Source organism: Pantoea sp. UYEF8 (assembly GCF_040546285.1).
Taxonomy (GTDB): domain Bacteria; phylum Pseudomonadota; class Gammaproteobacteria; order Enterobacterales; family Enterobacteriaceae; genus Pantoea; species Pantoea brenneri.
In genome coordinates this window covers 115,994-136,298 of sequence record NZ_JBEPNM010000005.1, presented here as the reverse complement: position 1 = coordinate 136,298, position 20,305 = coordinate 115,994, and the positions used below count along the sequence as shown (strand labels likewise).

Here is a 20,305-nt window from a genome sequence, read left to right as displayed (position 1 = left end):
GACGTTGCGCGCCCGTATCCGAATCAGACCGGTGGCAGATCAAACAGCAGTACTTCGGCGGCGCTGCTGGCCTCAATGGTCAGTGCGCTTTCATCCCAGATAGCCAGCGCATCGCTGGTGGTGACCGCCTGACCGTTAACGGTGACATCACCTTTAACCACCTGAATCCAGATGCGACGACCGGCATCAATTGCGACGTTGTCCTGCTCACCCGCCGCCAGCACCCAGCGCGATAAGGTCATATCCTGATAAACCTTCAGCGAGCCATCACGCGCATCCGGACTCAGCACCAGCTGTCGTCCCTGCACATCCGGGAAGCGACGCTGATCGTAGCGTGGCTCAATGCCGGTACGCTCAGGAATGATCCAGATTTGGTAAAGATGCAGCGGCTCGCTGGCACTGGCGTTGTACTCCGAGTGACGCACACCGGTGCCGGCGCTCATGATCTGGAATTCTCCGGCCGGGATCTGCTCTTTGTTGCCCATGCTGTCCTGATGCTCAACTGTTCCGGAGAGCACGTAGGTCAGAATTTCCATATCTTTATGCGGATGGGTACCAAAACCCTGGCCGCCTTCCACCACATCTTCATTGATCACCCGCAGCGCGGAGTAACCCATAAAGTTAGCGTCGTGATAGCTGGCGAAGGAAAAGGTGTGCCAGCTATCGAGCCAGCCGTGGTTAGCGTGACCGCGTTCTTCAGCTTTACGTACATAAATCATGTTCAAATCTCCTCAATGTTTTTTATAGTCTCTCCCTGAGGCGCTTTGATTGATAGCTGAAAAACTTCACGCCTCTGTTCAAAATCATTGAACAAAAGCGGGCTTATCACTGAAACAGATCGAACGAACCGGATGTGATGAAGGGATGAAGGGGACACCTGACATACAGGTTAACCGGATAAATCTGCCGGATAATAGCCGCGGGATAGTCAGCGGTTAATTTATTTTGCCGCGTCACCGGCTCAGGCATATTTACGCTCAGGTGAAAGCACGCACAACCTTATTAAGGCATTAAAAATAATACCTTAAAAATAACGCTAAATAAGGGATGATTTTTGATACCTTAAAAGTTTATTTATAAAATGAATAATGTGATCGCCGTAAATAACCTGTCCTCATAAACCCTACTAAAATAGTCAGCAAATAAAAAGCCTGTTGCTTTAAATACCCTCCGATTCATTTTATTTCTGATTATTATTAGGAACCCAATTATGGATGCCGTTCAAAATACGCTGATATCAGATGAAACTCCACGCTGGAGAAAAAGCGATACCGTCTGGATGCTGGGACTGTATGGCACTGCAATTGGTGCTGGCGTTTTGTTTTTGCCGATCAATGCCGGTACCGGTGGTTTACTGCCGTTAATCATTATGGCACTGCTGGCTTTCCCGATGACGTTCTTTGCCCATCGTGGGCTCACCCGTTTTGTTCTTTCCGGCAAGAATCCGGGAGAAAACATTACTGAAGTGGTGGAGGAACATTTTGGTATCGGCGCGGGAAAACTCATCACCCTGCTCTACTTTTTTGCTATTTACCCTATTCTGCTGGTGTATAGCGTCGCAATTACCAACACCGTCGACAGCTTTCTCACCCACCAGCTTCACCTGATATCGCCGCCGCGTGCGGTACTGGCTTTCATTCTGATTGTCGGCATGATGGCCATCGTGCGCTTCGGCGAAAAGGCTATCGTGAAGGCGATGAGTATTCTGGTGTTCCCGTTCGTGGCCGCACTGATGTTGCTCGCGCTGTATCTGATCCCGCAATGGAACGGAGCCATTCTGAATACGCTCTCGATGAGTGGTTCTGAAACCACCGGCGGCGGATTATGGCTCACGCTGTGGCTGGCCATTCCCGTGATGGTGTTCTCCTTCAATCACTCCCCGATTATTTCATCGTTTGCGGTAGCCAAGCGTCAGGAGTACGGCGATCAGGCGGCATCAAAATGTTCACGCATTTTGGCCTGTGCCCATATCATGATGGTCCTCACCGTAATGTTCTTCGTCTTCAGCTGCGTTCTGAGTCTCTCCCCGGAAAACCTGGCAGAGGCGAAGGCGCAGAATATTTCCATCCTTTCCTACCTTGCTAACCATTTTAACGCCCCGTTAATTGCCTGGATGGCCCCGATTATCGCCATTATCGCCATCACCAAATCTTTTCTCGGCCATTATCTGGGCGCGCGTGAAGGTTTTAACGGCATGGTGATTAAATCGCTTCGCAGCAAAGGCAAGTCGATAGAAATTAATAAACTGAACCGGATCACCGCCTTCTTTATGCTGGCTACCACCTGGATTGTTGCCACCCTCAACCCCAGCATTCTTGGCATGATTGAAACCCTGGGCGGACCGGTTATCGCCATGATCCTGTTCCTGATGCCGATGTACGCCATTAATAAAGTCCCGGCTATGCGCAAATATAGCGGTCATCTGAGTAATCTCTTTGTCGTCATCATTGGCCTGATTGCTATCTCCGCCATCGCTTTCTCTTTAGTTAGCTAATGCCGTCGCTTGCCGTACCGGTCAGCGCCTCTTTCATATTGCAATCCGCATGGGTGAATCATGATTAGCGTTTTCGATATTTTTAAAATCAGCATCGGGCCATCCAGTTCGCATACGGTCGGACCGATGAAAGCGGGTAAACATTTCGTTGATACGCTAAAAGAAAAGGGCCTGCTGGATCGCGTGAGCCGGCTGGTGGTGGATATTTATGGCTCTCTTTCCCTGACGGGAAAAGGTCATCATACCGATATTGCGATTATTCTCGGCCTGAGTGGCTATCTGCCTGACACCGTGGATATCGATCAGATCCCAGCGATCATTCGCGACGTGAATACGCTGCAACAGTTGCGTATCGAAGAAGGGCGGCGGGAGATTGCCTTCCCGGTGGCAGAGTGCATGCGCTTTCACAGCGAGTTTCTGCCGTTACATGAAAACGGCATGAGCATAACCGCCTTTTGTGACGGAAAAATCGTTCACGCCCAGACCTATTATTCTGTCGGAGGCGGCTTTATTGTCACCGAAGACGATTTTGGTAAAAACCTGGATAGCGAAGTCGATATTCCCTTCCCCTTCTACTCCGCCCGTAACCTGCTGGCGCATTGCCATAATAACAACCTGTCGGTTTCGGCCGTCATGATGAAGAACGAGATAGCACGCTATGGCCGCCGTGAAGTCGAAGACAATATGGCACAACTGTGGCAAACCATGCGTAATGCGATTACCCGTGGCATCAGTACTGAAGGCGTATTACCCGGTCCGCTGAAGGTGCCGCGTCGGGCCTCTTCTCTGCATCGCATTCTGGCACCACAGAGCCAGTCTATTAATCCCCTGAGTGCCATGGACTGGGTGAATATGTTCGCTATGGCGGTGAGTGAAGAAAATGCCGCCGGAGGACGGGTGGTCACCGCCCCCACCAATGGCGCATGCGGCATTATCCCGGCGGTACTGGCTTATTATGATCGATTCATCAAGCCGGTAACGCCTGAACTCTATATGCGTTATTTCCTGACGGCAGGCGCAATTGGCATTCTTTATAAGATGAATGCGTCAATTTCCGGCGCTGAAGTCGGCTGTCAGGGAGAAGTCGGCGTGGCCTGTTCGATGGCGGCGGCGGGCCTGGCCGAAATGCTGGGGGCCGATGCGGAGAAAGTCTGCATCGCGGCTGAAATTGGCATGGAGCATAATCTTGGTCTGACCTGCGATCCCGTTGCGGGACAGGTGCAGGTGCCCTGTATAGAACGGAATGCGATTGCTGCCGTCAAAGCCATTAACTCAACCAGTATGGCGATGTACCGCACCAGCGATCCCAAAGTGTCGCTGGATAAGATCATTGAAACCATGTTTGAAACCGGCAAAGACATGAATGCCAAATACCGTGAAACAGCCCGCGGCGGTCTGGCGATCAAAGTTGCGATATGTGAATCGTAACGGCCTGAAAACCGCTGGCGGCGAGGCTGGCGGTTTTTTTAATTAACCCGGACCTGACAGAGGTTATGCTTTGAGTCGGGTTATTTTGATTCGCTTTCCGTGGCCAGATCGGACCAGACCATGCTGCGCACTTCAGAAGAGGTGTACCACTCATTTATGGTTGCGCTGGCAGGACGCTCAGCAACAGCTTCAGTGGTATCCGCCGCCGGTGACTGGCTGCTCTGTTTTTTCCGGATACGAATACGGGCAGGTGGCGCAGCGGTAAACTGCGCGTTAAAGGTTCGCATGTGTGAATCGGACAAAATTGACTCCAGCTGATGCAATCGTCCAAGACCACGCAATATCCCAATTAAGGTGCTCAGGGTGACTGATTCACCCAACTCTGCCCGTTTAATGGTGGCCGTGCCGACGCGTGCGCGTTCAGCAAGCTCAATCTGTGAGAGCCCAAGCTGCATACGGGTTTCTTTAATTCTGCAGCACAATTCAGAAATAATGGCGCCATCGGACAGCGTATTAAAACGCATATCAATACCTCATTACTGGATATACAGAATAAATTATTGGGTAAACCAGCCGCTAAATAAAGCAGATAATTTTGAAATAACAGCATTAGCATCAAGGTAAGTTATTTATTAACCAGCCGACGGCAACGGGTAGGGAAAAATGTGATGTTAATCGCTATTCATAAACCCATCGCACGGGCTTTATTTTCCCGCGTCATCAATACCGTTTCGTGTCGGTATTTCAGGACGCAGTAAAAAACCGCCACACAGGTTTTTTATTAACAACTGACACCACCCAATATAACCTTCTGGCTTTATTTTTGATTGAATGATGGCTGTAGCTGAAGAGATGGCGAAGGGGAAGACGGTTACGCTGGCGGCCAGACAGCATATTAACCGCAGGGTCATCCTGCTGGATACGATGATCAGAGTGCCTGCTGCTTATCCCTGCCGATCGGTGAGTGTCAGTCAAAAAAAAAGCCAGCACCCGGGCTGGCTAAAGTAATACTGGAAGCAATGTGAGCAATGTCGTGCTTTCTCAGGCTGTCGGGCGACTGCCCAAGAACGCATCGCAATAATAATCATTATCATTCGCGTCTGTAAAGCGATTTAGCCGATTTTTTTGTTGATTATTGGAGTGAATCCCTTGATGTTAAAAGGGATTTATCCATTTAATTCGCAGGGGGAGGCACCATGAGTGAGATAACCATTCGCCACGTTATGCCGGAAGATGCGGCTGCACTGCACAGGATTTATAGTCAGCCCGATACCCAGGCGAATACGCTACATCTGCCCCACTCGTCGTTACAGATGTGGCAAACCCGGCTCAGCACTCCCCAGCCAGGCGTACGTCTATTGGTCGCCTGTATGGATGACGAGGTGGTCGGGCAATGCGCCCTGGAAGTGCCCGACCGCGCCCGACGGCGTCACTCCGCCACGCTGGGCATGGGGGTCGACGAACGTTACCGCCAGCGCGGTGTGGGCCGTGCCCTGATGCAGGAGATGGTCAGCTTGTGCGACAACTGGCTGCAGGTATCGCGGATGGAACTGACGGTGTTTGTTGATAATGCGCCGGCCATCGCCCTTTATCGTCGTTTCGGTTTTGAGATCGAGGGAACGGCTAAGGGCTTCGCAATGCGGCACGGTGAACTGATCGACGCGTATTATATGGCGCGGCTGAAATCCTGACGCCTCAGAATAAAAAAGGGCACCCTGAGGTATGATGCTCGTCAGTTAAGGTTAAATTTATAAAGGCTGTCACGGTCAAACGTGGCAGCTTTTTTTACTGGGCGAGCGTGCCGGAATGCGGGCCTGAGCACCACTCTCATGCCCTTTCAACAGCACACACCGAAGCTTCAGAGCAGGCGGGTGCCGATCAGGGGCAGGCAATCCGCAGCGCTGAACAGAATGAGTCTGCCAGGAGAACCCGCAGGACGCGGGCGAAAGGCGGGGCAGCACAGGATGAGCCATCCCCGGCGGTCCGTCAGGCAGACGAATGAAGTGAAGGAACCGCACAGCGGCGCGAGGACCGCCAGCCCCTGAGCGGCGCCAGACTGCGTTATCACCTTCTGCTTAACTGACGAGTATTACACCTTGCGCCTTAATAACCGGCACTGAGATCGTCAATGCTGCGCGGATCGGACGCGCCATACAACATCCCATCCGGCCCGATCATAATGCTCTGCGTACTGCCCATCGCTGGCAGCACTTTCACATGCTGACCTTTGGTTTCCAGCAGACGCAGGGTATCGGGGCTGAAGCCTTTCTCAACGCGCAGCTGATCGGGCAGCCACTGATGGTGGAAACGCGGTGCATTGGTGGCTTCGGCGACATTCATCCCGAAATCGATGCTGTTCACCACCATCTGCAAGACCGTGGTGATAATACGGCTGCCGCCCGGACTGCCGGTGACCAGCCAGGTTTTGCCGCCTTTCGCCACAATGGTCGGTGACATGGAAGAGAGCGGACGTTTCGCCGGCTGCACCGCATTGGCCTCACCGCCGACCAGCCCATAGACGTTTGGCGTTCCCGGTTTGGCTGAGAAATCGTCCATCTCGTTATTCATCAGAATGCCGCTGTTGCCCGCCACAATACCGCTGCCGAAATAAGTATTCAGCGTGTAAGTGACCGCCACCGCATTGCCCTGTTTATCCACCACCGAGAAATGGGTGGTCTGGTTACTTTCGTAGGGTTCGAGCTTGCCGGGTTTGATCTCGCTGGAAGGACGCGCTTTGGCGACATCAATCTGCTGCGCCAGGGTTCTGGCATAGGCTTTGCTGGTTAACGCCTGCCACGGCACCTTAACGAAATCGGGATCGCCAAGGTATTCAGAGCGGTCCGCATAGGCATATTTCTCCGCTTCGGCCATTACCTGCATCGCGTCAGCACTGCCAAAGCCCATCTTCGCCAGATCGAAGTTTTCGAGGATATTGAGGATCTGCACGATGTGGATGCCACCGGACGACGGCGGTGGCATTGAGAAGACCTCATAACCACGGTAGGTGCCGCTGATCGGCTTACGTTCAACCGCGCGGTAGGCCGCCAGATCGGCTTTATTGATCAGGCCGCCGTGCTGCGCCATCTCGCCCGCAATCTCATCGGCGATAGCGCCTTTATAAAAGGCATCCGGCCCCTGACGGGCAATTAATTGCAGGCTGTGGGCGAGGTTTTTCTGCACCAGCCGGTCGCCCTTCTGCCATGGCGTGCCGTCCGCTTTGTAGAAGATCGCTTTACTGTTGGGATGGTTAATCAGCACTTCTTTGCCGTAGGTTTTCAGGTCATCCGCCAGCGCATCATTGACCACGATGCCGTCGCGCGCCAGTTTGATCGCCGGAGCCAGCAGCGTACTCAGCGGCAGCGTGCCATATTTATGGGCTGCCAGCGCCAGCCCCGCCACCGTACCGGGTGTGCCGGAGGCCAGATGCGAGGTGAGCGACAGCTTACTGTCGGCATTTCCCTGCTTGTCGAGGAACATGTCACGCGAGGCGTGGCCCGGTGCCATTTCACGGAAATCGATGGCGCTGGTGCGACCGGACGCCGTGCGCAGCAGCATAAAGCCGCCGCCGCCGAGGTTACCGGCCTGTGGATGGGTGACGGCCAGCGCAAAGCCCACCGCCACTGCGGCATCAACGGCGTTGCCGCCCTGACGCAGAATCTCGACTCCGACCTGGGTTGCCATCGCATCGACCGAGGCCACCATGCCGTGCTGTGCTTTTACCGGGTGGAAGGTGTCGCTGTCGACGCCGTAGGAAACCGGCGGTGCCTGAGTCGGGGCCGCATTCGCCCCCGCGACCACGGTAAAGCTCATCACCAACGACCAGCCGAGCTGGCGCACTGTTGCCTGCATTTTCATCCCGCCACCATCCTTATTTGTTATTTACATTTTTTTATCATTTCCGCAAGTGGCTACAAATACAGCAAATTAGTCAGGGTTAAGTCAAATCAGGAATACATCTGAAGGTAAGGTCTGTGATATCGCGTAAACTTATGCATGCGACCCTGGACGCCGGACGATGGCGTTCAGCATCCAGCACCTGTCGCTTTCAGGAAGGAGGAATGATGAAGAAGTGGATTATTGCTTTGGCGGCTCTGCTGCCCTTCGCCACGCTGGCGAATACGCTGAACAGTACCAACGATCCTAACCGGCCCGGCTATAACCCGAGCCAGCAACGGATGCAGAGCCAGATGCAGGCGCAACAGCAACAACAGCAGTTGAAGCTGCGTCAGGACCAGCAGCGTAAGATGCAGGAGCAACGCAACAGCGCCCAGCAACGCGTGATCACCACCCAGCCGGGCCAGCAGAACCAGAATCAGAACTAGCTAAAATCGGGGCCGATGATGTCGATGCAGTCAGTACAGATGGCATCAACGCCCCATTTCAGCAGTTCCCGCGTCCGCTCCGGGCTGTTAACGGTATAAGCCAGAATTTTAAGGCCCGCCGCTTTCAGCTCCGCCACCCGCGCTTCGGTCAGCACTTTGTGATTGAGATGGATCGAAACGCAGGCCAGCGCCGAGGTCTTGTCGCGCCACTGGTCATCCCAGCTGTGCGACAGTAAACCTCGCGGCAGTTGCGGTTCAGCCTGCATCGCCGCGTCCAGCGCGACGTACGAGAAGGATGAGAGCAACGGCGGCGTTTGCCCCTGCCACAGGCGGGCTGCTGCCTGCGCCACTGCCCGCCCGGTTTCCGCCTCGCTGCCGGTGGTCGGTTTTATTTCGATATTCGCCATCATCTGATGCTGACGGCAGCGATCGGCGACCTGATCCAGCCGTGCCAGCTTCTCGCCGTTAAACGCTTTGCTGAACCAGCTGCCGGCATCGAGTTGCGACAGTTTCTCCCACGGCAGCTGCCCCGCAACACCCCAGCCATTACTGGTGCGGTCCAGCGTGTCGTCGTGCAGCAGAAAGATCTGCGCGTCGCCTGATAATTTGGCATCAAATTCAATCATCTGATGGCCATATTTCGCCCCGACGTCAATTGCCGCCAGGGTGTTTTCCGGTGCCAGTTTGCCGCCGCCGCGATGCGCGAAGATGTGCGGATAGGGCCAGTGTTGTGTGCTCATTCCAGACGCTTTCCATGGGTTGAATCGAAGAAGTGTAACGCATCTGCGGGCAGATGCAGCCACAGCGTGCTGCCGGGCTGTGGCCGCTCGCTGTGAGCTAAGCGTACCACCAGCGGCGTATCACCGATGCGGCCATGGGCAAGATTGTCAGCCCCCAGCATTTCCAGCGTATCAACCCGCAGCGGTATCCCACCCTGTTCACGGCTGCTGAGCTGGATATGTTCCGGCCGGATACCCAGCACCACCGGACGGTTGGCCCACTTCGCTTTGCTCTCGCTTAGCGGCAGGGCATGCGACGCGTCCAGATTAAAGCGGCTGCCATCACTGTTGAATGCGCCTTTCAGCAGGTTCATTGCCGGTGCGCCGATAAACGAGGCGACGAACTGACTGGCGGGACGCTCGTAAACCTCAACCGGCGTACCCAGCTGCTCGACCACGCCTTTGTTCATTACCATTACCCGCTGCGCCAGCGTCATCGCTTCAACCTGATCGTGGGTGACATACAGGCTGGTGGTCTGCAAACGCCGATGCAGCTGTTGCAGCTCCAGACGCATCTGCACCCGCAGGCGCGCATCAAGGTTGGAGAGCGGCTCATCGAACAGAAAGACCGCCGGTTCACGCACAATCGCGCGGCCCATGGCAACGCGCTGACGCTGCCCGCCAGAGAGCTCACGCGGCCGGCGGGTCAGCAGATGATCCAGCTCAAGGCTGCGCGCGGCGTCCAGCACCCGTAGCCGAATCTGCTCTTTGCCCATGCCGCGGATCTTCAGGCCATAGGCCATGTTCTCTTCCACTGACATATGGGGATAGAGCGCATAGTTCTGGAACACCATCGCAATGCCGCGATCTTTTGGCTCTTCCTGCGTGACGCGTTTGTTGTCGATGTAGATGTCGCCGGAGCTGACGCGCTCGAGGCCCGCCACCATCCGCAGCAGCGTCGATTTACCGCAGCCGGAGGGGCCAACCATCACCATAAATTCGCCATCATTTACCGTGACGTTCAGCGGCTGAATGATCTGATTTTTACCATCGTAGGACTTGGTCACTGCCTGAAGGGTTACGCCTGCCATCTTATTTCTCACTCTCAACCAGGCCGCGCACAAAGGCACGCTGCATGACTAACACCACCACCACCGGTGGGATCAGGGTTAATAACATCGCCGCCATCACTTCGTTCCACTGGGTCGGTGAACCGCTGGTGGAGATCATGCTTTTAATCCCCGCCACCGCCGTGCCGAGGCTGGGGTCATTGATGATCAGCAGCGGCCAGAGATACTGATTCCAGCCGTAGATAAAGGTGATAACGAACAGCGCCGCCAGATTGGTTTTCGACAGTGGCAGCACGATATCGCGGAAGAAACGCATCGCGCTGGCACCATCAATCCGGGCGGCTTCCACCAGTTCATCCGGCAGTGACATAAAAAACTGGCGGAACAAAAAGGTGGCGGTCGCCGATGCCATCAGCGGCAGGGTCAGGCCGCTATAACTGTCGAGCAGATTCAGATCGGCGATCACCTGCACCGTCGGGAAAATACGCACCTCGACCGGCAGCATCAGGGTGATGAAAATCAGCCAGAAGAACAGCGTCCGCAGCGGAAAGCGGAACCAGACCAGCGCAAATGCCGAGAGCATCGAGACGGTGATTTTGCCGACGGTGATCCCGAGCGCCATGATGGTGCTGTTCAGCAGCATCAGGCCGAATGCCGGGCCGTTACCGTTCACACCGTGGGTCCAGATGCGCGAGACGTTTTCCCACAGGTGAGTGCCGGGTACCAGCGTCATCGGCACCTGATAGACCGCATCGTTATCCAGCGTGGCCGCCACGAAGGCGACGTAGAGCGGGAACAGGATGGTCAGCACGCCCAGTATCAGCACGATGTGGCTGAAGATATCCAGCCCGCGTCGATTCTCAATCATTGGTATTGCACCTTACGTTCAACGAAGCGGAACTGAATCACCGTCAGACCGATCACCAACACCATCAGCACCACCGACTGAGCAGCGGATGAGGAGAGATCCAGGCCGGTGAAGCCTTCGCGATAGATTTTGTAGATCAGCGTGGTGGTGGCCTGCACCGGTCCGCCGCCGGTGGCGGCATCGATCACCGGGAAGGTATCGAAGAAGGCATAAATCAGGTTCACCACCAGCAGGAAGAAGCTGACCGGCGTAATCAGCGGTAATGAGAGATTAAAGAAACGGCGCACCGGTCCGGCACCGTCAATCGCGGCGGCTTCAACCAGCGATTTGGGGATCGACTGCAGCGCGGCGAAGAAAAACAGGAAGTTGTAGCTCATCTGCTGCCAGATCGACGCCAGCACAATCAGGAACATCGCCTGGCCGCTGTTTTGCGCGTAGTTCCAGTTGTAGCCGATGTGGTTCAGCAGGTAGCTGAACAGGCCAAGGCCGGGATTGAACAGAAACATCCACAGCACCGCTGCCACGACCGGCGCGACGGCATACGGCAGCAGCAGTAGCGTCTGGTAAAGCTTGCGCAGCCGCACCACGTAATCCACCAGCGCCGCCAGTAGCAGCGATAACACCATGCCGCACACCGTGACCAGACCGCTGAATTTGATGGTGGTCCAGAATGAATCCAGATAGTAAGGATCGGCAAACAGCCGTTTAAAGTTATCCAGCCCGACGAAGGTGCTGGAGAGCCCAAAAGGATCGAGGCTTTGCAGCGAATACCACAAGGCTTCGCCAGCCGGCCAGAGAAAGAAGATGGCGGTGATCACCAGTTGCGGCAGCACCAAAAGATAGGGCAACAGGCTGGTGCGAAATACCGGACGAGATGAAGACATGGCGCACTCTGATTCAGAAAGAGAAAGGGCCAGCCGGTGCTGGCCCGATACAGCGGATTACTTCACCTGCTGCTGGAAACGACGCAGCAGTTCATTGCCGCGTTTCACCGCATTATCCAGTGCGCCCTGCGGCGACTGTTTGCCGGTCCAGACGCTTTCCAGCTCTTCATCCACCACGGTACGAATCTGTGGCATGTTGCCGAGACGCATCCCTTTGGTAAACGGTAACGGCGGCTTGTTCAGCATCTGACGGGTCGCGATATCAGCACCCGGATTTTTATCGTAGAAGCCCTGCTGTTTGCTCAGCTCATAGGCAGCCGTGGTGATTGGCAGATAGCCAGTTTTCTGATGCCATTCAGCGGCGATTTCCGGCTGGGCAAGGAACTGCATAAACTCAGCCACGCCTTTGTAGGTGGCCGCGTCTTTGCCCTTCATCACCCACAGGCTGGCCCCGCCGATGATGGCGTTTTGTGGTGCCTCAGGAACCCTGTCGTCATACGGCATCATGCCGACGCCGAAGTTAAATTTGGCGTAATGACGAATATCCGCCAGCGAGCCGGATGAGGCGGTGGTGATACCGCAATCGCCGTTATAGAACTTGGCGGTGGATTCATCTTTGCGGCCAAAGTAGGTGAAGTCGCCCTTTTTATTCATCTCTTCCAGCATCTGGATATGACGAACCTGCACCGGCTTATTGAACTCCAGGACCGCATCGCGTCCGTCAAAACCGTTGTTTTTAGTCGCCACCGGCAGGGCATGCCAGGCACTGAAGTTTTCGATCTGAATCCAGCCCTGCCAGCCGCTGGCGTAACCACAGCTCATGCCCGATTTACGCAGCGCCGCCGCATCTTTCGCCAGTTCCTGCCAGGTTTTGGGGGGCTGGTCCGGGTTAAGACCCGCTTTTTTGAACGCGTCTTTGTTGTAGTAGAGCACCGGCGTCGAGCTGTTGAACGGCTGAGAGATCAGCTGACCGTTGCTGTCGCTGTAGTAGCCCGCCACCGTCGGCACAAACTGTTTTTCATCAAACGGAATACCGGCATCTTTAAACACCTGATGCACCGGCACAATCGCCTGCGACGCCATCATGGTGGCAGTACCGACTTCATACACCTGCAACACGGCGGGTGCTTTGCCGGTGCGCACTGCCGCGATACCTGCCGCCAGGCTCTGCTCGTAGTTACCTTTGTAGGTCGGAACAATTTTGTAATCGGGATGGGCCTGGTTAAAGCGTTGCGCCAGCGAGTCAACTTCTTTGCCTAACTCGCCTTCCATAGAGTGCCAGAACGGGATCTCAGTGGCGGCCAGCGCCTGGCCACTGAGCGTCAGGCCAAGCAGCACGCCGATCAGGCTACGACGATAGGTAACGACGGACATAGAATTTTCCTGTGCAGGTAAATACGCGTGAAATCACGCATTTGTGGTTCGCGAAGTAACATGACACGGGAAAATGACGGATTAATAACGGGCGGATGACAGCCAGATGACAGGCTTAAGCGTGAAAAAGGCGGAGCGGCTACCGGCCGGGCTGAGATTTTTGACAACGTCTGGCCTGGTTGCTGTAAGGCTGAGCCCTGCACAGAGAACACGGTCAGATCGGAAAGACGCTAAAGCCAATCCATGACATGCCCGACCCGCGCGATTACGCACCCATTTTGATGGCCGTGGGCGGCGCAGCGAGCATTTATATCGAAGGCCGTCGGCGGCGCAGGCAGGTTGCGGGCGGACAGCGCGCAGTAACCGGAGCGTACATTCAGTACGTGAGGATTACGAGCACTGCCCAACCACAACCTGACCAGTAAGCCAGGCCTCTGAATATTAAGCTCCCAGGTACGCGCTTCGGACGGCTTCATTGGAAAGCAGCGCAGCCCCGCTATCCTCCAGCACCACATGGCCGTTTTCCAGCACGTAGCCACGATCCGCCAGCTTCAGCGCCTGGTTGGCGTTCTGCTCCACCAGGAAGATGGTCATCCCCTCGCTGCGCAGCTGTTCGATGGTGTCGAAGATCTGCTGAATAATAATCGGTGCCAGACCCAGCGACGGTTCATCCAGCAACAGCAGGCGGGGCTGGCTCATCAGCGCACGGCCAATCGCCAGCATCTGCTGCTCACCACCTGACATGGTGCCGGCACGCTGGATTTTGCGCTCCTCCAGCCGCGGGAACAGTTGATAAACGCGCTTGATCCGCTCCAGATATTGCGGACGGCTGGCAAAAAAGCCGCCCATCGCCAGATTCTCTTCCACCGTCATACGCGAAAACACCCGCCGGCCTTCCGGTACGATGGCGATAGCTTCACGCATGATGCGCGCCGTTTGCCAGTCAGTAATGGTTTTACCGTCAAAGGTGATGGTGCCGTGGGTGGCACGCGGTTCGCCACACAGCGTCCCCAGCAGTGTGGTTTTTCCGGCACCGTTGGCCCCAATCAGCGTGACGATTTCGCCCTGATTGATGTAAAGGCTGACGTTATGCAACGCCTGGATTTTGCCGTAGTGGGCGCTCACGTTCTCAATGGTTAACATCGCATTTGCCATCTTACGCCTCTCCTAAATAGGCACGGATCACGTCCGGATTATTGCGAATTTCTTCCGGCGTGCCGTTAGCCAACGGCGTTCCCTGATTGACCACGTAAATGCGATCAGAAATGCCCATCACCAGCTTCATATCATGTTCAATCAGCAGCACTGAAACCTTGTGTTCACCGCGCAGTTCGGCAATCAGCTCATCCAGTTGGTGCGTCTCTTTGGGGTTAAGACCGGCCGCCGGTTCATCCAGCATCAGGATTTCCGGACGCGTCACCATGCAGCGCGCAATCTCCAGACGCCGCTGCTGACCATAGGCCAGATTACCGGCCTGACGGTTAGCCAGATCCAGCAAGCCGACCCGCTCCAGCCAGTTGGCTGCGCGATCGAGCGCCTCGCTTTCACTGCGACGAAACGCCGGGGTTTTGAGCAGACCGGCAAACAGCCCGCTCTTCAGATGTTGATGTTGCGCCACCAGCAGATTTTCAATCACCGTCATTTCACGAAACAGACGCACGTGCTGGAAGGTCCGCACAATCCCCATCCGCGCAATCTTCTGGCCGGGTAATCCTTCCAGATGCTGCTCACGCAGTTTAATGCTGCCACCGGTCGGCTTGTAGAAGCCGGTCAGGCAGTTAAACACCGTGGTTTTACCGGCACCGTTCGGCCCGATTAGCGAGACGATTTCCTGCGGATGCAGCGCCAGCGCCACGTTGTTAACCGCTAACAGGCCGCCGAAGCGCATCATCAAACCTTCAACGGCTAATAAAGGCTGACTCATGCCTGTTCTCCTTGTTTACCTTGTCTGAGCTTCAGATGCGGACGCTTCATCGGCAACAGTCCCTGCGGACGCCAGATCATCATCAGCACCATTAAGCCTCCCAGCACCAGCATGCTGTACTCATTGAGATCACGCATCAGCTCGCGAGAGACCACCAGCAGAATGGCGGCCAGTATCACCGCAAACTGCGAGCCCATGCCGCCGAGTACCACAATCGCCAGCACAAAAGCCGATTCGACAAAGGTAAAGGATTCCGGGCTGACAAAGCCCTGACGCGCGGCGAACAGGCTGCCGGCAAAGCCGGCGAAGGCGGCGCTGATGGTGAAGGCAGTCAGTTTAATTCGGGTCGGGCTGAGGCCAAGCGAACGGCAGGCGATCTCATCCTCACGTAGCGCTTCCCAGGCGCGGCCCAGCGGCATGCGCAACAGACGGTTAATCACAAACAGCGTCAGCACCACCAGCAGCAATGCCACCAGATAGAGGAAGATAATCCGGTCACTGGGATCGTATTTCAGGCCAAAGAAGTGGTGAAAGGTATCCCAGCCGCCTTCACGCGGTGTACGGCCAAATTCCAGACCAAAGAAGGTCGGTTTCGGGATCTGGCTGATGCCGTTCGGGCCACCGGTCAGAGCGGTATTGTTGAGCAGCAGAATACGCACGATCTCACCAAAGCCCAGCGTCACAATCGCCAGATAGTCGCCGCGCAACCGCAAGACCGGGAAGCCCAGCAGCAGACCAAACAGCGCGGCCACCATCCCCGAGAGCGGCAGGCACTGCCAGAAGCCAAGCCCGTAATAGTGGTTCAGCAAAGCGAAGGTGTAAGCGCCGATGGCATAGAAGCCGCCGTAACCTAAAACCAGTAAGCCCGACAGGCCGACCACCACGTTCAGTCCGAGACCGAGCATCACGTAGATCAGCGTCATGGTGGCAATATCGACCGTGCCGCGCGACACCAGGAAGGGCCAGGCGAGCGCCGCCACGATCATTACCGCCATCACCAGTTTTTGCTTCGGCGTTGAGCCATCAATGCCTGGCAGCACCAGCGCCGGACCCGAGATTTTCTTCAGGCCGCTCTGCCAGACCGGCCGCAGCAGCTGGAACAGAAATACCACCACACAGGCGACGGCAATCCAGTTCCAGCGCACGCTGCCGGCGTTTTGCACCACCAGGTTAGTGCCGTCCAGATTCAGGCGCAGACCCATAAAGAAGCTGGCGAGCAGCAATAACATCAGCGACGAAATCAGGGCGTTGAGCAAGGAAGACTTCATACTTTTTCCACCTCCGGACGGCCCAGAATCCCGGTCGGCATCACCAGCAGTACCACAATCAGTAAGGCAAAGGAGACGACATCTTTATACTCGGTGCTCAGATAGGCGGAGGTCAGCGCTTCGGCGATTCCCAGCACCAGGCCACCAATCATCGCGCCCGGAATACTGCCAATGCCGCCCAGCACTGCGGCGGTGAACGCCTTCATGCCGGCCATAAAGCCGATGAACGGGTTGATCGATCCATAAAACTGGCCCAGCAGCACGCCCGCGACCGCCGCCATGGCGGCACCGATAACAAAGGTCAGTGAGATGACGCGATCGGTATTGATACCCAGCAGACTGGCCATTTTCAGATCTTCGGCACAGGCGCGACAGGCGCGGCCCATACGCGAATAGCGAATAAAGGTGGTCAGCGCCAGCATCGCCAGGAACGTCACCACCCAGATCACAATTTGCATGGTGGAGATGGTGGCGGCAAAGCCGTTGCTCTCGCCGACGGTCCACTGACCGGTAATCAGACTCGGCAGCGCCAGGTCGCGCGATCCCTGGGTCAGGCTGACGTAGTTTTGCAGGAATATTGACATCCCGATGGCGGAAATCAGCGCAATCAGGCGCTTGGAAGAGCGCACCGGCCGGTAAGCGACGCGTTCAATGCTCCAGCCGTAGGCGCTGGAGATAATCACCGCCATCACAAACCCGGCGGCAATCATCAGCCAGGTGGTGTCGATGCCCATCATCATCAGGGCGGCAATCACGATAAAGGAGACGTAGCTACCGATCATGTAAACCTCGCCGTGGGCGAAGTTAATCATGCCGATGATGCCGTAAACCATGGTGTAACCGATGGCGATCAGCGCATAGGTGCTGCCGAGGGTAACACCGTTGAACATCTGCTGGATAAAATAGAGGAACTGCTCGGACATACCTTAACCCTTACTTATCCGCTCGTGACCGAACGGAGTACAAAAAACGCCTGGCAGCACAGACCAGGCGTTAGTGTTGCAGGGGAGCAGGCAGCGGTTACCCGCTACCTGACCCGCCAGTAAACAGCCTGATTTACTTCACAGCGGTCGAGGTACCGTCGGCATGCCATTTGAAGACGCCGAACTCAAAGCCTTTCAGATCGCCCTTCTGATCCCAGCTCAGGTTGCCCATCACGGTTGGCACCGCAGCGCCTTCCTTGAGGTTTTTCACGATATCTTCCGGCTCTGCGCTCTTGCTGCGCTCCATCCCGGCCGCCAGCGATTGCAGGGCAGCATAGGTGGTCCAGACGAACGGACCGGTTGGATCGAGTTTCTTCGCTTTCAGCGCATCAACGATCGGTTGGTTGGTCTCAACCTGATCGTAGCGTTTCGGTAAGGTCACCAGCATGCCTTCAGAGGCGGCACCGGCGATGTTGGACAGCGAGGCGTTACCGACCCCTTCCGGACCCATGAACTGGGTTTTCAGACCGGCTGCACGCGCCTGGCGAACAATCTGGCCCATCTCCGGGTAGTAACCGCCGAAGTAGACGAAATCGACGTTCTCTTTCTTAAAGCGCGCCACCAGGGTGGAGAAATCTTTATCGCCTGCGGTGATACCTTCAAACATCACGATGTTGGCGCCCTGCTTTTTCAGGCTATCCTGCACTGAACGCGCCAGGCCTTCGCCATACTGCTGCTTGTCGTGAACCACGGCAATACGCTGCGGCTTCAGCTCGGTCATGGCGTATTTGGCCGCGGTCGGGCCCTGATCGGAGTCGAGACCGGTGGTGCGCATAATCAGTTTATAACCGCGGGCGGTGAGATCCGGCGCGGTGGCGGCAGGGGTAATCATCAGCACGCCTTCATCTTCATAAATGTCAGACGCCGGCTGGGTCGATGAGGAGCAGAGATGGCCGATAACATAGCGGATGCCGTCGTTGATCACTTTGTTGGCTACCGCCACCGCCTGTTTCGGGTCGCAGGCATCGTCATATTTCACCGCAACCAGTTTGTTGCCGTTGACGCCGCCTTTGGCATTAATATCTTCAATCGCCTGAGTAGCCCCGGCAAACTGCATGTCGCCATACTGCGCAACCGGGCCAGACATCGCCCCAACAATCGCCACTTTAATATCTTCAGCCAGCGCTGCATGGCTCATCGCCAGTGCTACGCATCCCGCCAGTAATGCGCGACCTTTCATTTTCATCCGGACTACCCCATGTGTTATGTCGTGTATGTGTGAGTGCAAACTGCCAGATAAAGATCAAAAACTGATTAAGCAATAATGAGTTAGCGCACTTTTCTGGCATTTATTAGTAATAAGGCTTTATTTTTCAGGTTATTAAACAGGAAGTTTCTTCTGTAAATCAACTGACATATTCAGAATTGCCTGAGTGCAACAGCATAATACACTGGATGCAACGGCCGGTTTTTCACCACTTTGCCAGCGGCTTATGCTGGATTGATCGCATCCAGGGCCTGTTTACAACTATCATTCTGGCAGCCAGGCCATCTTTTGACCTGTTTTATTGATGAAAATGTGTCAGCGCTCTGGTTGTATACTTTCGCTACACTTTCCCCTTTTACAAGTACAGGTGTTTGTCATGAAGCTCACCATCCAGCGTTTAACCGCGCTGACGCCGCAGGACCGCATTGATCTGGCTAAAATCTGGCCGGATCTGGAGATTGATCGTCTGGAACAGCGCCTGAATGAACGGCATCGACTTTATGCGGCACGCTTCAACGATCGTCTGCTGGGCGCGTTACAGCTGGAGATTTCAGGTATTCACGGCAAGATCCAGCGGCTGGCGGTGCGCGATGTCACCCGTCGCCGCGGAGTCGGGCAATATTTGCTGGAAGAGACCATCAGGCAGAACGGGTCATTAGCGGACTGGTGGATGGCAGACGATGGCAGCGACGATCAGCAGGTGCGGGCGGCGTTTATGCAGGCGTGTGGCTTCAGGGCGCAGGCGGATGGCTGGGTATTAGCGGTCGATTAGGCGGGCGCAGAAAACAAAAAGGGCGACATGATAATGTCGCCCCTGAAGGTTACCTTGCGGTATTACGCTTCGATCGCCATGCGCAGTTTTTTCATGGCGTTCTTTTCCAGCTGGCGGACACGTTCCGCTGAGACGCCGTATTGATCGGCTAGCTCCTGCAGCGTGGTTTTGTTGTCTTCATCCAGCCAGCGGGCACGAATGATGTGCTGACTACGCTCATCCAGACCTTCCATCGCATAGCTCAGCTTATCGGCAGCGTGGGCATCCCAGTTATCCTCTTCAATGCCATCGGCAAAGTCAGAGGTTTTATCCTGCAGATAGAGCACCGGCGCCATTGATTTGCCTTCACCGCTCTCATCGTCGGCCGACATATCAAAGGTCATATCCTGCGCCGCCATACGTGATTCCATTTCACGCACGTCTTTACTGCTCACGCCCAGCTCGCGCGCCACCATCTCGACTTCATCCTGGTTGAACCAGCCCAGACGCTGCTTGGTTTTGCGCAGGTTAAAGAACAGCTTACGCTGTGCTTTAGTGGTCGCGACTTTCACGATACGCCAGTTACGCAGCACGTATTCGTGAATCTCGGCTTTAATCCAGTGCACGGCAAATGAGACCAGGCGCACGCCCACTTCAGGGTTGAAGCGACGCACCGCTTTCATCAGGCCGATGTTACCTTCCTGAATCAGGTCAGCCTGCGGCAAGCCGTAGCCGGAGTAGTTACGAGCGATATGAACTACAAAGCGTAGGTGAGACAGGATCAGCGTCTTTGCCGCATCCAGATCGCCCTGGTAATGCAGCCGTTCAGCCAACGCTTTTTCCTCTTCTGCCGATAGCATCGGCCAGGTATTGGCAGCCCGGACGTAAGACTCCAGGTTACCAAGAGGAGCAATAGCTAAAGTTTGCATTTCTTTGGTCATTCAAACCCTCACAAATTCAGTGGAATTGCCGCACATTTCCTTGCGCAGACGATACAGTATGTCAACGTCGCG

General features: G+C 55.4%; 19 protein-coding genes. 5 read left to right on the top strand and 14 right to left on the bottom strand.

What is annotated here, in order from left to right; translation table 11 throughout:
* Positions 1 to 23: 23 nt before the first annotated feature.
* Positions 24 to 719, bottom strand: coding sequence for a pirin family protein (locus ABIB18_RS12060; protein WP_031375625.1), 696 nt, complete (start codon positions 717 to 719; stop codon positions 24 to 26).
* Positions 720 to 1,210: 491 nt separating this feature from the next.
* Here ABIB18_RS12060 and ABIB18_RS12055 point away from each other — a divergent pair, with 491 nt between their 5' ends.
* Both ABIB18_RS12055 and ABIB18_RS12050 read left to right on the top strand, forming a co-directional pair.
* A complete protein-coding gene (locus tag ABIB18_RS12055) occupies positions 1,211 to 2,494 on the top strand; it encodes an HAAAP family serine/threonine permease (protein WP_069729844.1) in 1,284 nt (427 codons plus the stop codon).
* A gap of 60 nt (positions 2,495 to 2,554) precedes the next feature.
* Positions 2,555 to 3,922, top strand: a complete 1,368-nt coding sequence (locus tag ABIB18_RS12050) for an L-serine ammonia-lyase (protein WP_354474195.1) — start codon at positions 2,555 to 2,557, stop codon at positions 3,920 to 3,922.
* An 80-nt stretch (positions 3,923 to 4,002) separates the two neighbouring features.
* Here ABIB18_RS12050 and ABIB18_RS12045 read toward each other — a convergent pair whose 3' ends face one another.
* A complete protein-coding gene (locus ABIB18_RS12045) occupies positions 4,003 to 4,446 on the bottom strand; it encodes a helix-turn-helix domain-containing protein (protein WP_354474194.1) in 444 nt (147 codons plus the stop codon).
* Between the two features lie 672 nt (positions 4,447 to 5,118).
* On the opposite strand from ABIB18_RS12045, the gene ABIB18_RS12040 reads away from it, so the two are divergent.
* Entirely contained in the window at positions 5,119 to 5,613 is a 495-nt protein-coding gene (locus ABIB18_RS12040; protein ID WP_069729108.1) for a GNAT family N-acetyltransferase, read from the top strand.
* Positions 5,614 to 6,025: 412 nt separating this feature from the next.
* Here ABIB18_RS12040 and ggt read toward each other — a convergent pair whose 3' ends face one another.
* Complete coding sequence (gene ggt, locus ABIB18_RS12035; protein ID WP_031375620.1) at positions 6,026 to 7,777, bottom strand: gamma-glutamyltransferase; 1,752 nt, start codon at positions 7,775 to 7,777, stop codon at positions 6,026 to 6,028.
* A 206-nt stretch (positions 7,778 to 7,983) separates the two neighbouring features.
* Here ggt and ABIB18_RS12030 point away from each other — a divergent pair, with 206 nt between their 5' ends.
* Entirely contained in the window at positions 7,984 to 8,244 is a 261-nt protein-coding gene (locus tag ABIB18_RS12030; protein ID WP_354474221.1) for a DUF2756 domain-containing protein, read from the top strand.
* Here the strand turns inward: ABIB18_RS12030 and ugpQ are convergent.
* The 10 genes from ugpQ to ABIB18_RS11980 all read right to left on the bottom strand — a co-directional run bounded on the left by ugpQ (position 8,241) and on the right by ABIB18_RS11980 (position 18,520).
* Positions 8,241 to 8,984, bottom strand: a complete 744-nt coding sequence (gene ugpQ, locus ABIB18_RS12025; protein ID WP_354474193.1) for a glycerophosphodiester phosphodiesterase — start codon at positions 8,982 to 8,984, stop codon at positions 8,241 to 8,243. The two genes, ABIB18_RS12030 and ugpQ, sit on opposite strands and share 4 nt — an antisense overlap.
* Complete coding sequence (locus ABIB18_RS12020; RefSeq protein ID WP_089561858.1) at positions 8,981 to 10,054, bottom strand: sn-glycerol-3-phosphate import ATP-binding protein UgpC; 1,074 nt, start codon at positions 10,052 to 10,054, stop codon at positions 8,981 to 8,983. The genes ugpQ and ABIB18_RS12020 overlap by 4 nt, the downstream gene beginning before the upstream one ends.
* A gap of 1 nt (position 10,055) precedes the next feature.
* Entirely contained in the window at positions 10,056 to 10,901 is an 846-nt protein-coding gene (gene ugpE, locus ABIB18_RS12015) for a sn-glycerol-3-phosphate ABC transporter permease UgpE (RefSeq protein WP_089561859.1), read from the bottom strand.
* Complete coding sequence (gene ugpA / locus ABIB18_RS12010; RefSeq protein ID WP_046289367.1) at positions 10,898 to 11,785, bottom strand: sn-glycerol-3-phosphate ABC transporter permease UgpA; 888 nt, start codon at positions 11,783 to 11,785, stop codon at positions 10,898 to 10,900. The genes ugpE and ugpA overlap by 4 nt, the downstream gene beginning before the upstream one ends.
* 57 nt (positions 11,786 to 11,842) lie before the next feature.
* On the bottom strand, positions 11,843 to 13,159 hold the full coding sequence (gene ugpB, locus ABIB18_RS12005) for a sn-glycerol-3-phosphate ABC transporter substrate-binding protein UgpB (protein WP_069729104.1): 1,317 nt from the start codon (positions 13,157 to 13,159) through the stop codon (positions 11,843 to 11,845).
* A 441-nt stretch (positions 13,160 to 13,600) separates the two neighbouring features.
* Positions 13,601 to 14,314: a high-affinity branched-chain amino acid ABC transporter ATP-binding protein LivF gene (gene livF, locus ABIB18_RS12000; protein ID WP_031376713.1), complete on the bottom strand. Its 714-nt coding sequence runs from the start codon at positions 14,312 to 14,314 to the stop codon at positions 13,601 to 13,603.
* Position 14,315: 1 nt separating this feature from the next.
* Positions 14,316 to 15,083: a high-affinity branched-chain amino acid ABC transporter ATP-binding protein LivG gene (gene livG, locus ABIB18_RS11995; protein WP_031376712.1), complete on the bottom strand. Its 768-nt coding sequence runs from the start codon at positions 15,081 to 15,083 to the stop codon at positions 14,316 to 14,318.
* A complete protein-coding gene (locus tag ABIB18_RS11990; protein WP_031376711.1) occupies positions 15,080 to 16,351 on the bottom strand; it encodes a high-affinity branched-chain amino acid ABC transporter permease LivM in 1,272 nt (423 codons plus the stop codon). The genes livG and ABIB18_RS11990 overlap by 4 nt, the downstream gene beginning before the upstream one ends.
* Positions 16,348 to 17,274, bottom strand: a complete 927-nt coding sequence (gene livH / locus ABIB18_RS11985; RefSeq protein ID WP_009087789.1) for a high-affinity branched-chain amino acid ABC transporter permease LivH — start codon at positions 17,272 to 17,274, stop codon at positions 16,348 to 16,350. The genes ABIB18_RS11990 and livH overlap by 4 nt, the downstream gene beginning before the upstream one ends.
* A 133-nt stretch (positions 17,275 to 17,407) precedes the next feature.
* Positions 17,408 to 18,520, bottom strand: coding sequence for a branched-chain amino acid ABC transporter substrate-binding protein (locus tag ABIB18_RS11980; protein WP_031376710.1), 1,113 nt, complete (start codon positions 18,518 to 18,520; stop codon positions 17,408 to 17,410).
* Positions 18,521 to 18,917: 397 nt separating this feature from the next.
* Between ABIB18_RS11980 and panM the strand changes: the two genes are divergently transcribed.
* Entirely contained in the window at positions 18,918 to 19,313 is a 396-nt protein-coding gene (gene panM, locus ABIB18_RS11975) for an aspartate 1-decarboxylase autocleavage activator PanM (protein ID WP_031376709.1), read from the top strand.
* 62 nt (positions 19,314 to 19,375) lie between these two features.
* Here the strand turns inward: panM and rpoH are convergent, their stop codons facing one another.
* The gene (gene rpoH / locus ABIB18_RS11970; protein ID WP_031376708.1) at positions 19,376 to 20,233 is read right to left on the bottom strand and encodes an RNA polymerase sigma factor RpoH; all 858 of its coding nucleotides are present in this window, start codon (positions 20,231 to 20,233) and stop codon (positions 19,376 to 19,378) included.
* Positions 20,234 to 20,305: the final 72 nt, after the last annotated feature.

Excerpts from the sequence above, each read along its gene's own strand:
- ABIB18_RS12060 (WP_031375625.1), bottom strand. The coding sequence starts at position 719 with ATGATTTATGTACGTAAAGCTGAAGAACGCGGTCACGCTAACCACGGC.
- ABIB18_RS12055 (WP_069729844.1), top strand. The coding sequence starts at position 1,211 with ATGGATGCCGTTCAAAATACGCTGATATCAGATGAAACTCCACGCTGG.
- ABIB18_RS12050 (WP_354474195.1), top strand. The coding sequence starts at position 2,555 with ATGATTAGCGTTTTCGATATTTTTAAAATCAGCATCGGGCCATCCAGT.
- ABIB18_RS12045 (WP_354474194.1), bottom strand. The coding sequence starts at position 4,446 with ATGCGTTTTAATACGCTGTCCGATGGCGCCATTATTTCTGAATTGTGC.
- ABIB18_RS12040 (WP_069729108.1), top strand. The coding sequence starts at position 5,119 with ATGAGTGAGATAACCATTCGCCACGTTATGCCGGAAGATGCGGCTGCA.
- ggt (WP_031375620.1), bottom strand. The coding sequence starts at position 7,777 with ATGAAAATGCAGGCAACAGTGCGCCAGCTCGGCTGGTCGTTGGTGATG.
- ABIB18_RS12030 (WP_354474221.1), top strand. The coding sequence starts at position 7,984 with ATGAAGAAGTGGATTATTGCTTTGGCGGCTCTGCTGCCCTTCGCCACG.
- ugpQ (WP_354474193.1), bottom strand. The coding sequence starts at position 8,984 with ATGAGCACACAACACTGGCCCTATCCGCACATCTTCGCGCATCGCGGC.
- ABIB18_RS12020 (WP_089561858.1), bottom strand. The coding sequence starts at position 10,054 with ATGGCAGGCGTAACCCTTCAGGCAGTGACCAAGTCCTACGATGGTAAA.
- ugpE (WP_089561859.1), bottom strand. The coding sequence starts at position 10,901 with ATGATTGAGAATCGACGCGGGCTGGATATCTTCAGCCACATCGTGCTG.
- ugpA (WP_046289367.1), bottom strand. The coding sequence starts at position 11,785 with ATGTCTTCATCTCGTCCGGTATTTCGCACCAGCCTGTTGCCCTATCTT.
- ugpB (WP_069729104.1), bottom strand. The coding sequence starts at position 13,159 with ATGTCCGTCGTTACCTATCGTCGTAGCCTGATCGGCGTGCTGCTTGGC.
- livF (WP_031376713.1), bottom strand. The coding sequence starts at position 14,314 with ATGGCAAATGCGATGTTAACCATTGAGAACGTGAGCGCCCACTACGGC.
- livG (WP_031376712.1), bottom strand. The coding sequence starts at position 15,083 with ATGAGTCAGCCTTTATTAGCCGTTGAAGGTTTGATGATGCGCTTCGGC.
- ABIB18_RS11990 (WP_031376711.1), bottom strand. The coding sequence starts at position 16,351 with ATGAAGTCTTCCTTGCTCAACGCCCTGATTTCGTCGCTGATGTTATTG.
- livH (WP_009087789.1), bottom strand. The coding sequence starts at position 17,274 with ATGTCCGAGCAGTTCCTCTATTTTATCCAGCAGATGTTCAACGGTGTT.
- ABIB18_RS11980 (WP_031376710.1), bottom strand. The coding sequence starts at position 18,520 with ATGAAAATGAAAGGTCGCGCATTACTGGCGGGATGCGTAGCACTGGCG.
- panM (WP_031376709.1), top strand. The coding sequence starts at position 18,918 with ATGAAGCTCACCATCCAGCGTTTAACCGCGCTGACGCCGCAGGACCGC.
- rpoH (WP_031376708.1), bottom strand. The coding sequence starts at position 20,233 with ATGACCAAAGAAATGCAAACTTTAGCTATTGCTCCTCTTGGTAACCTG.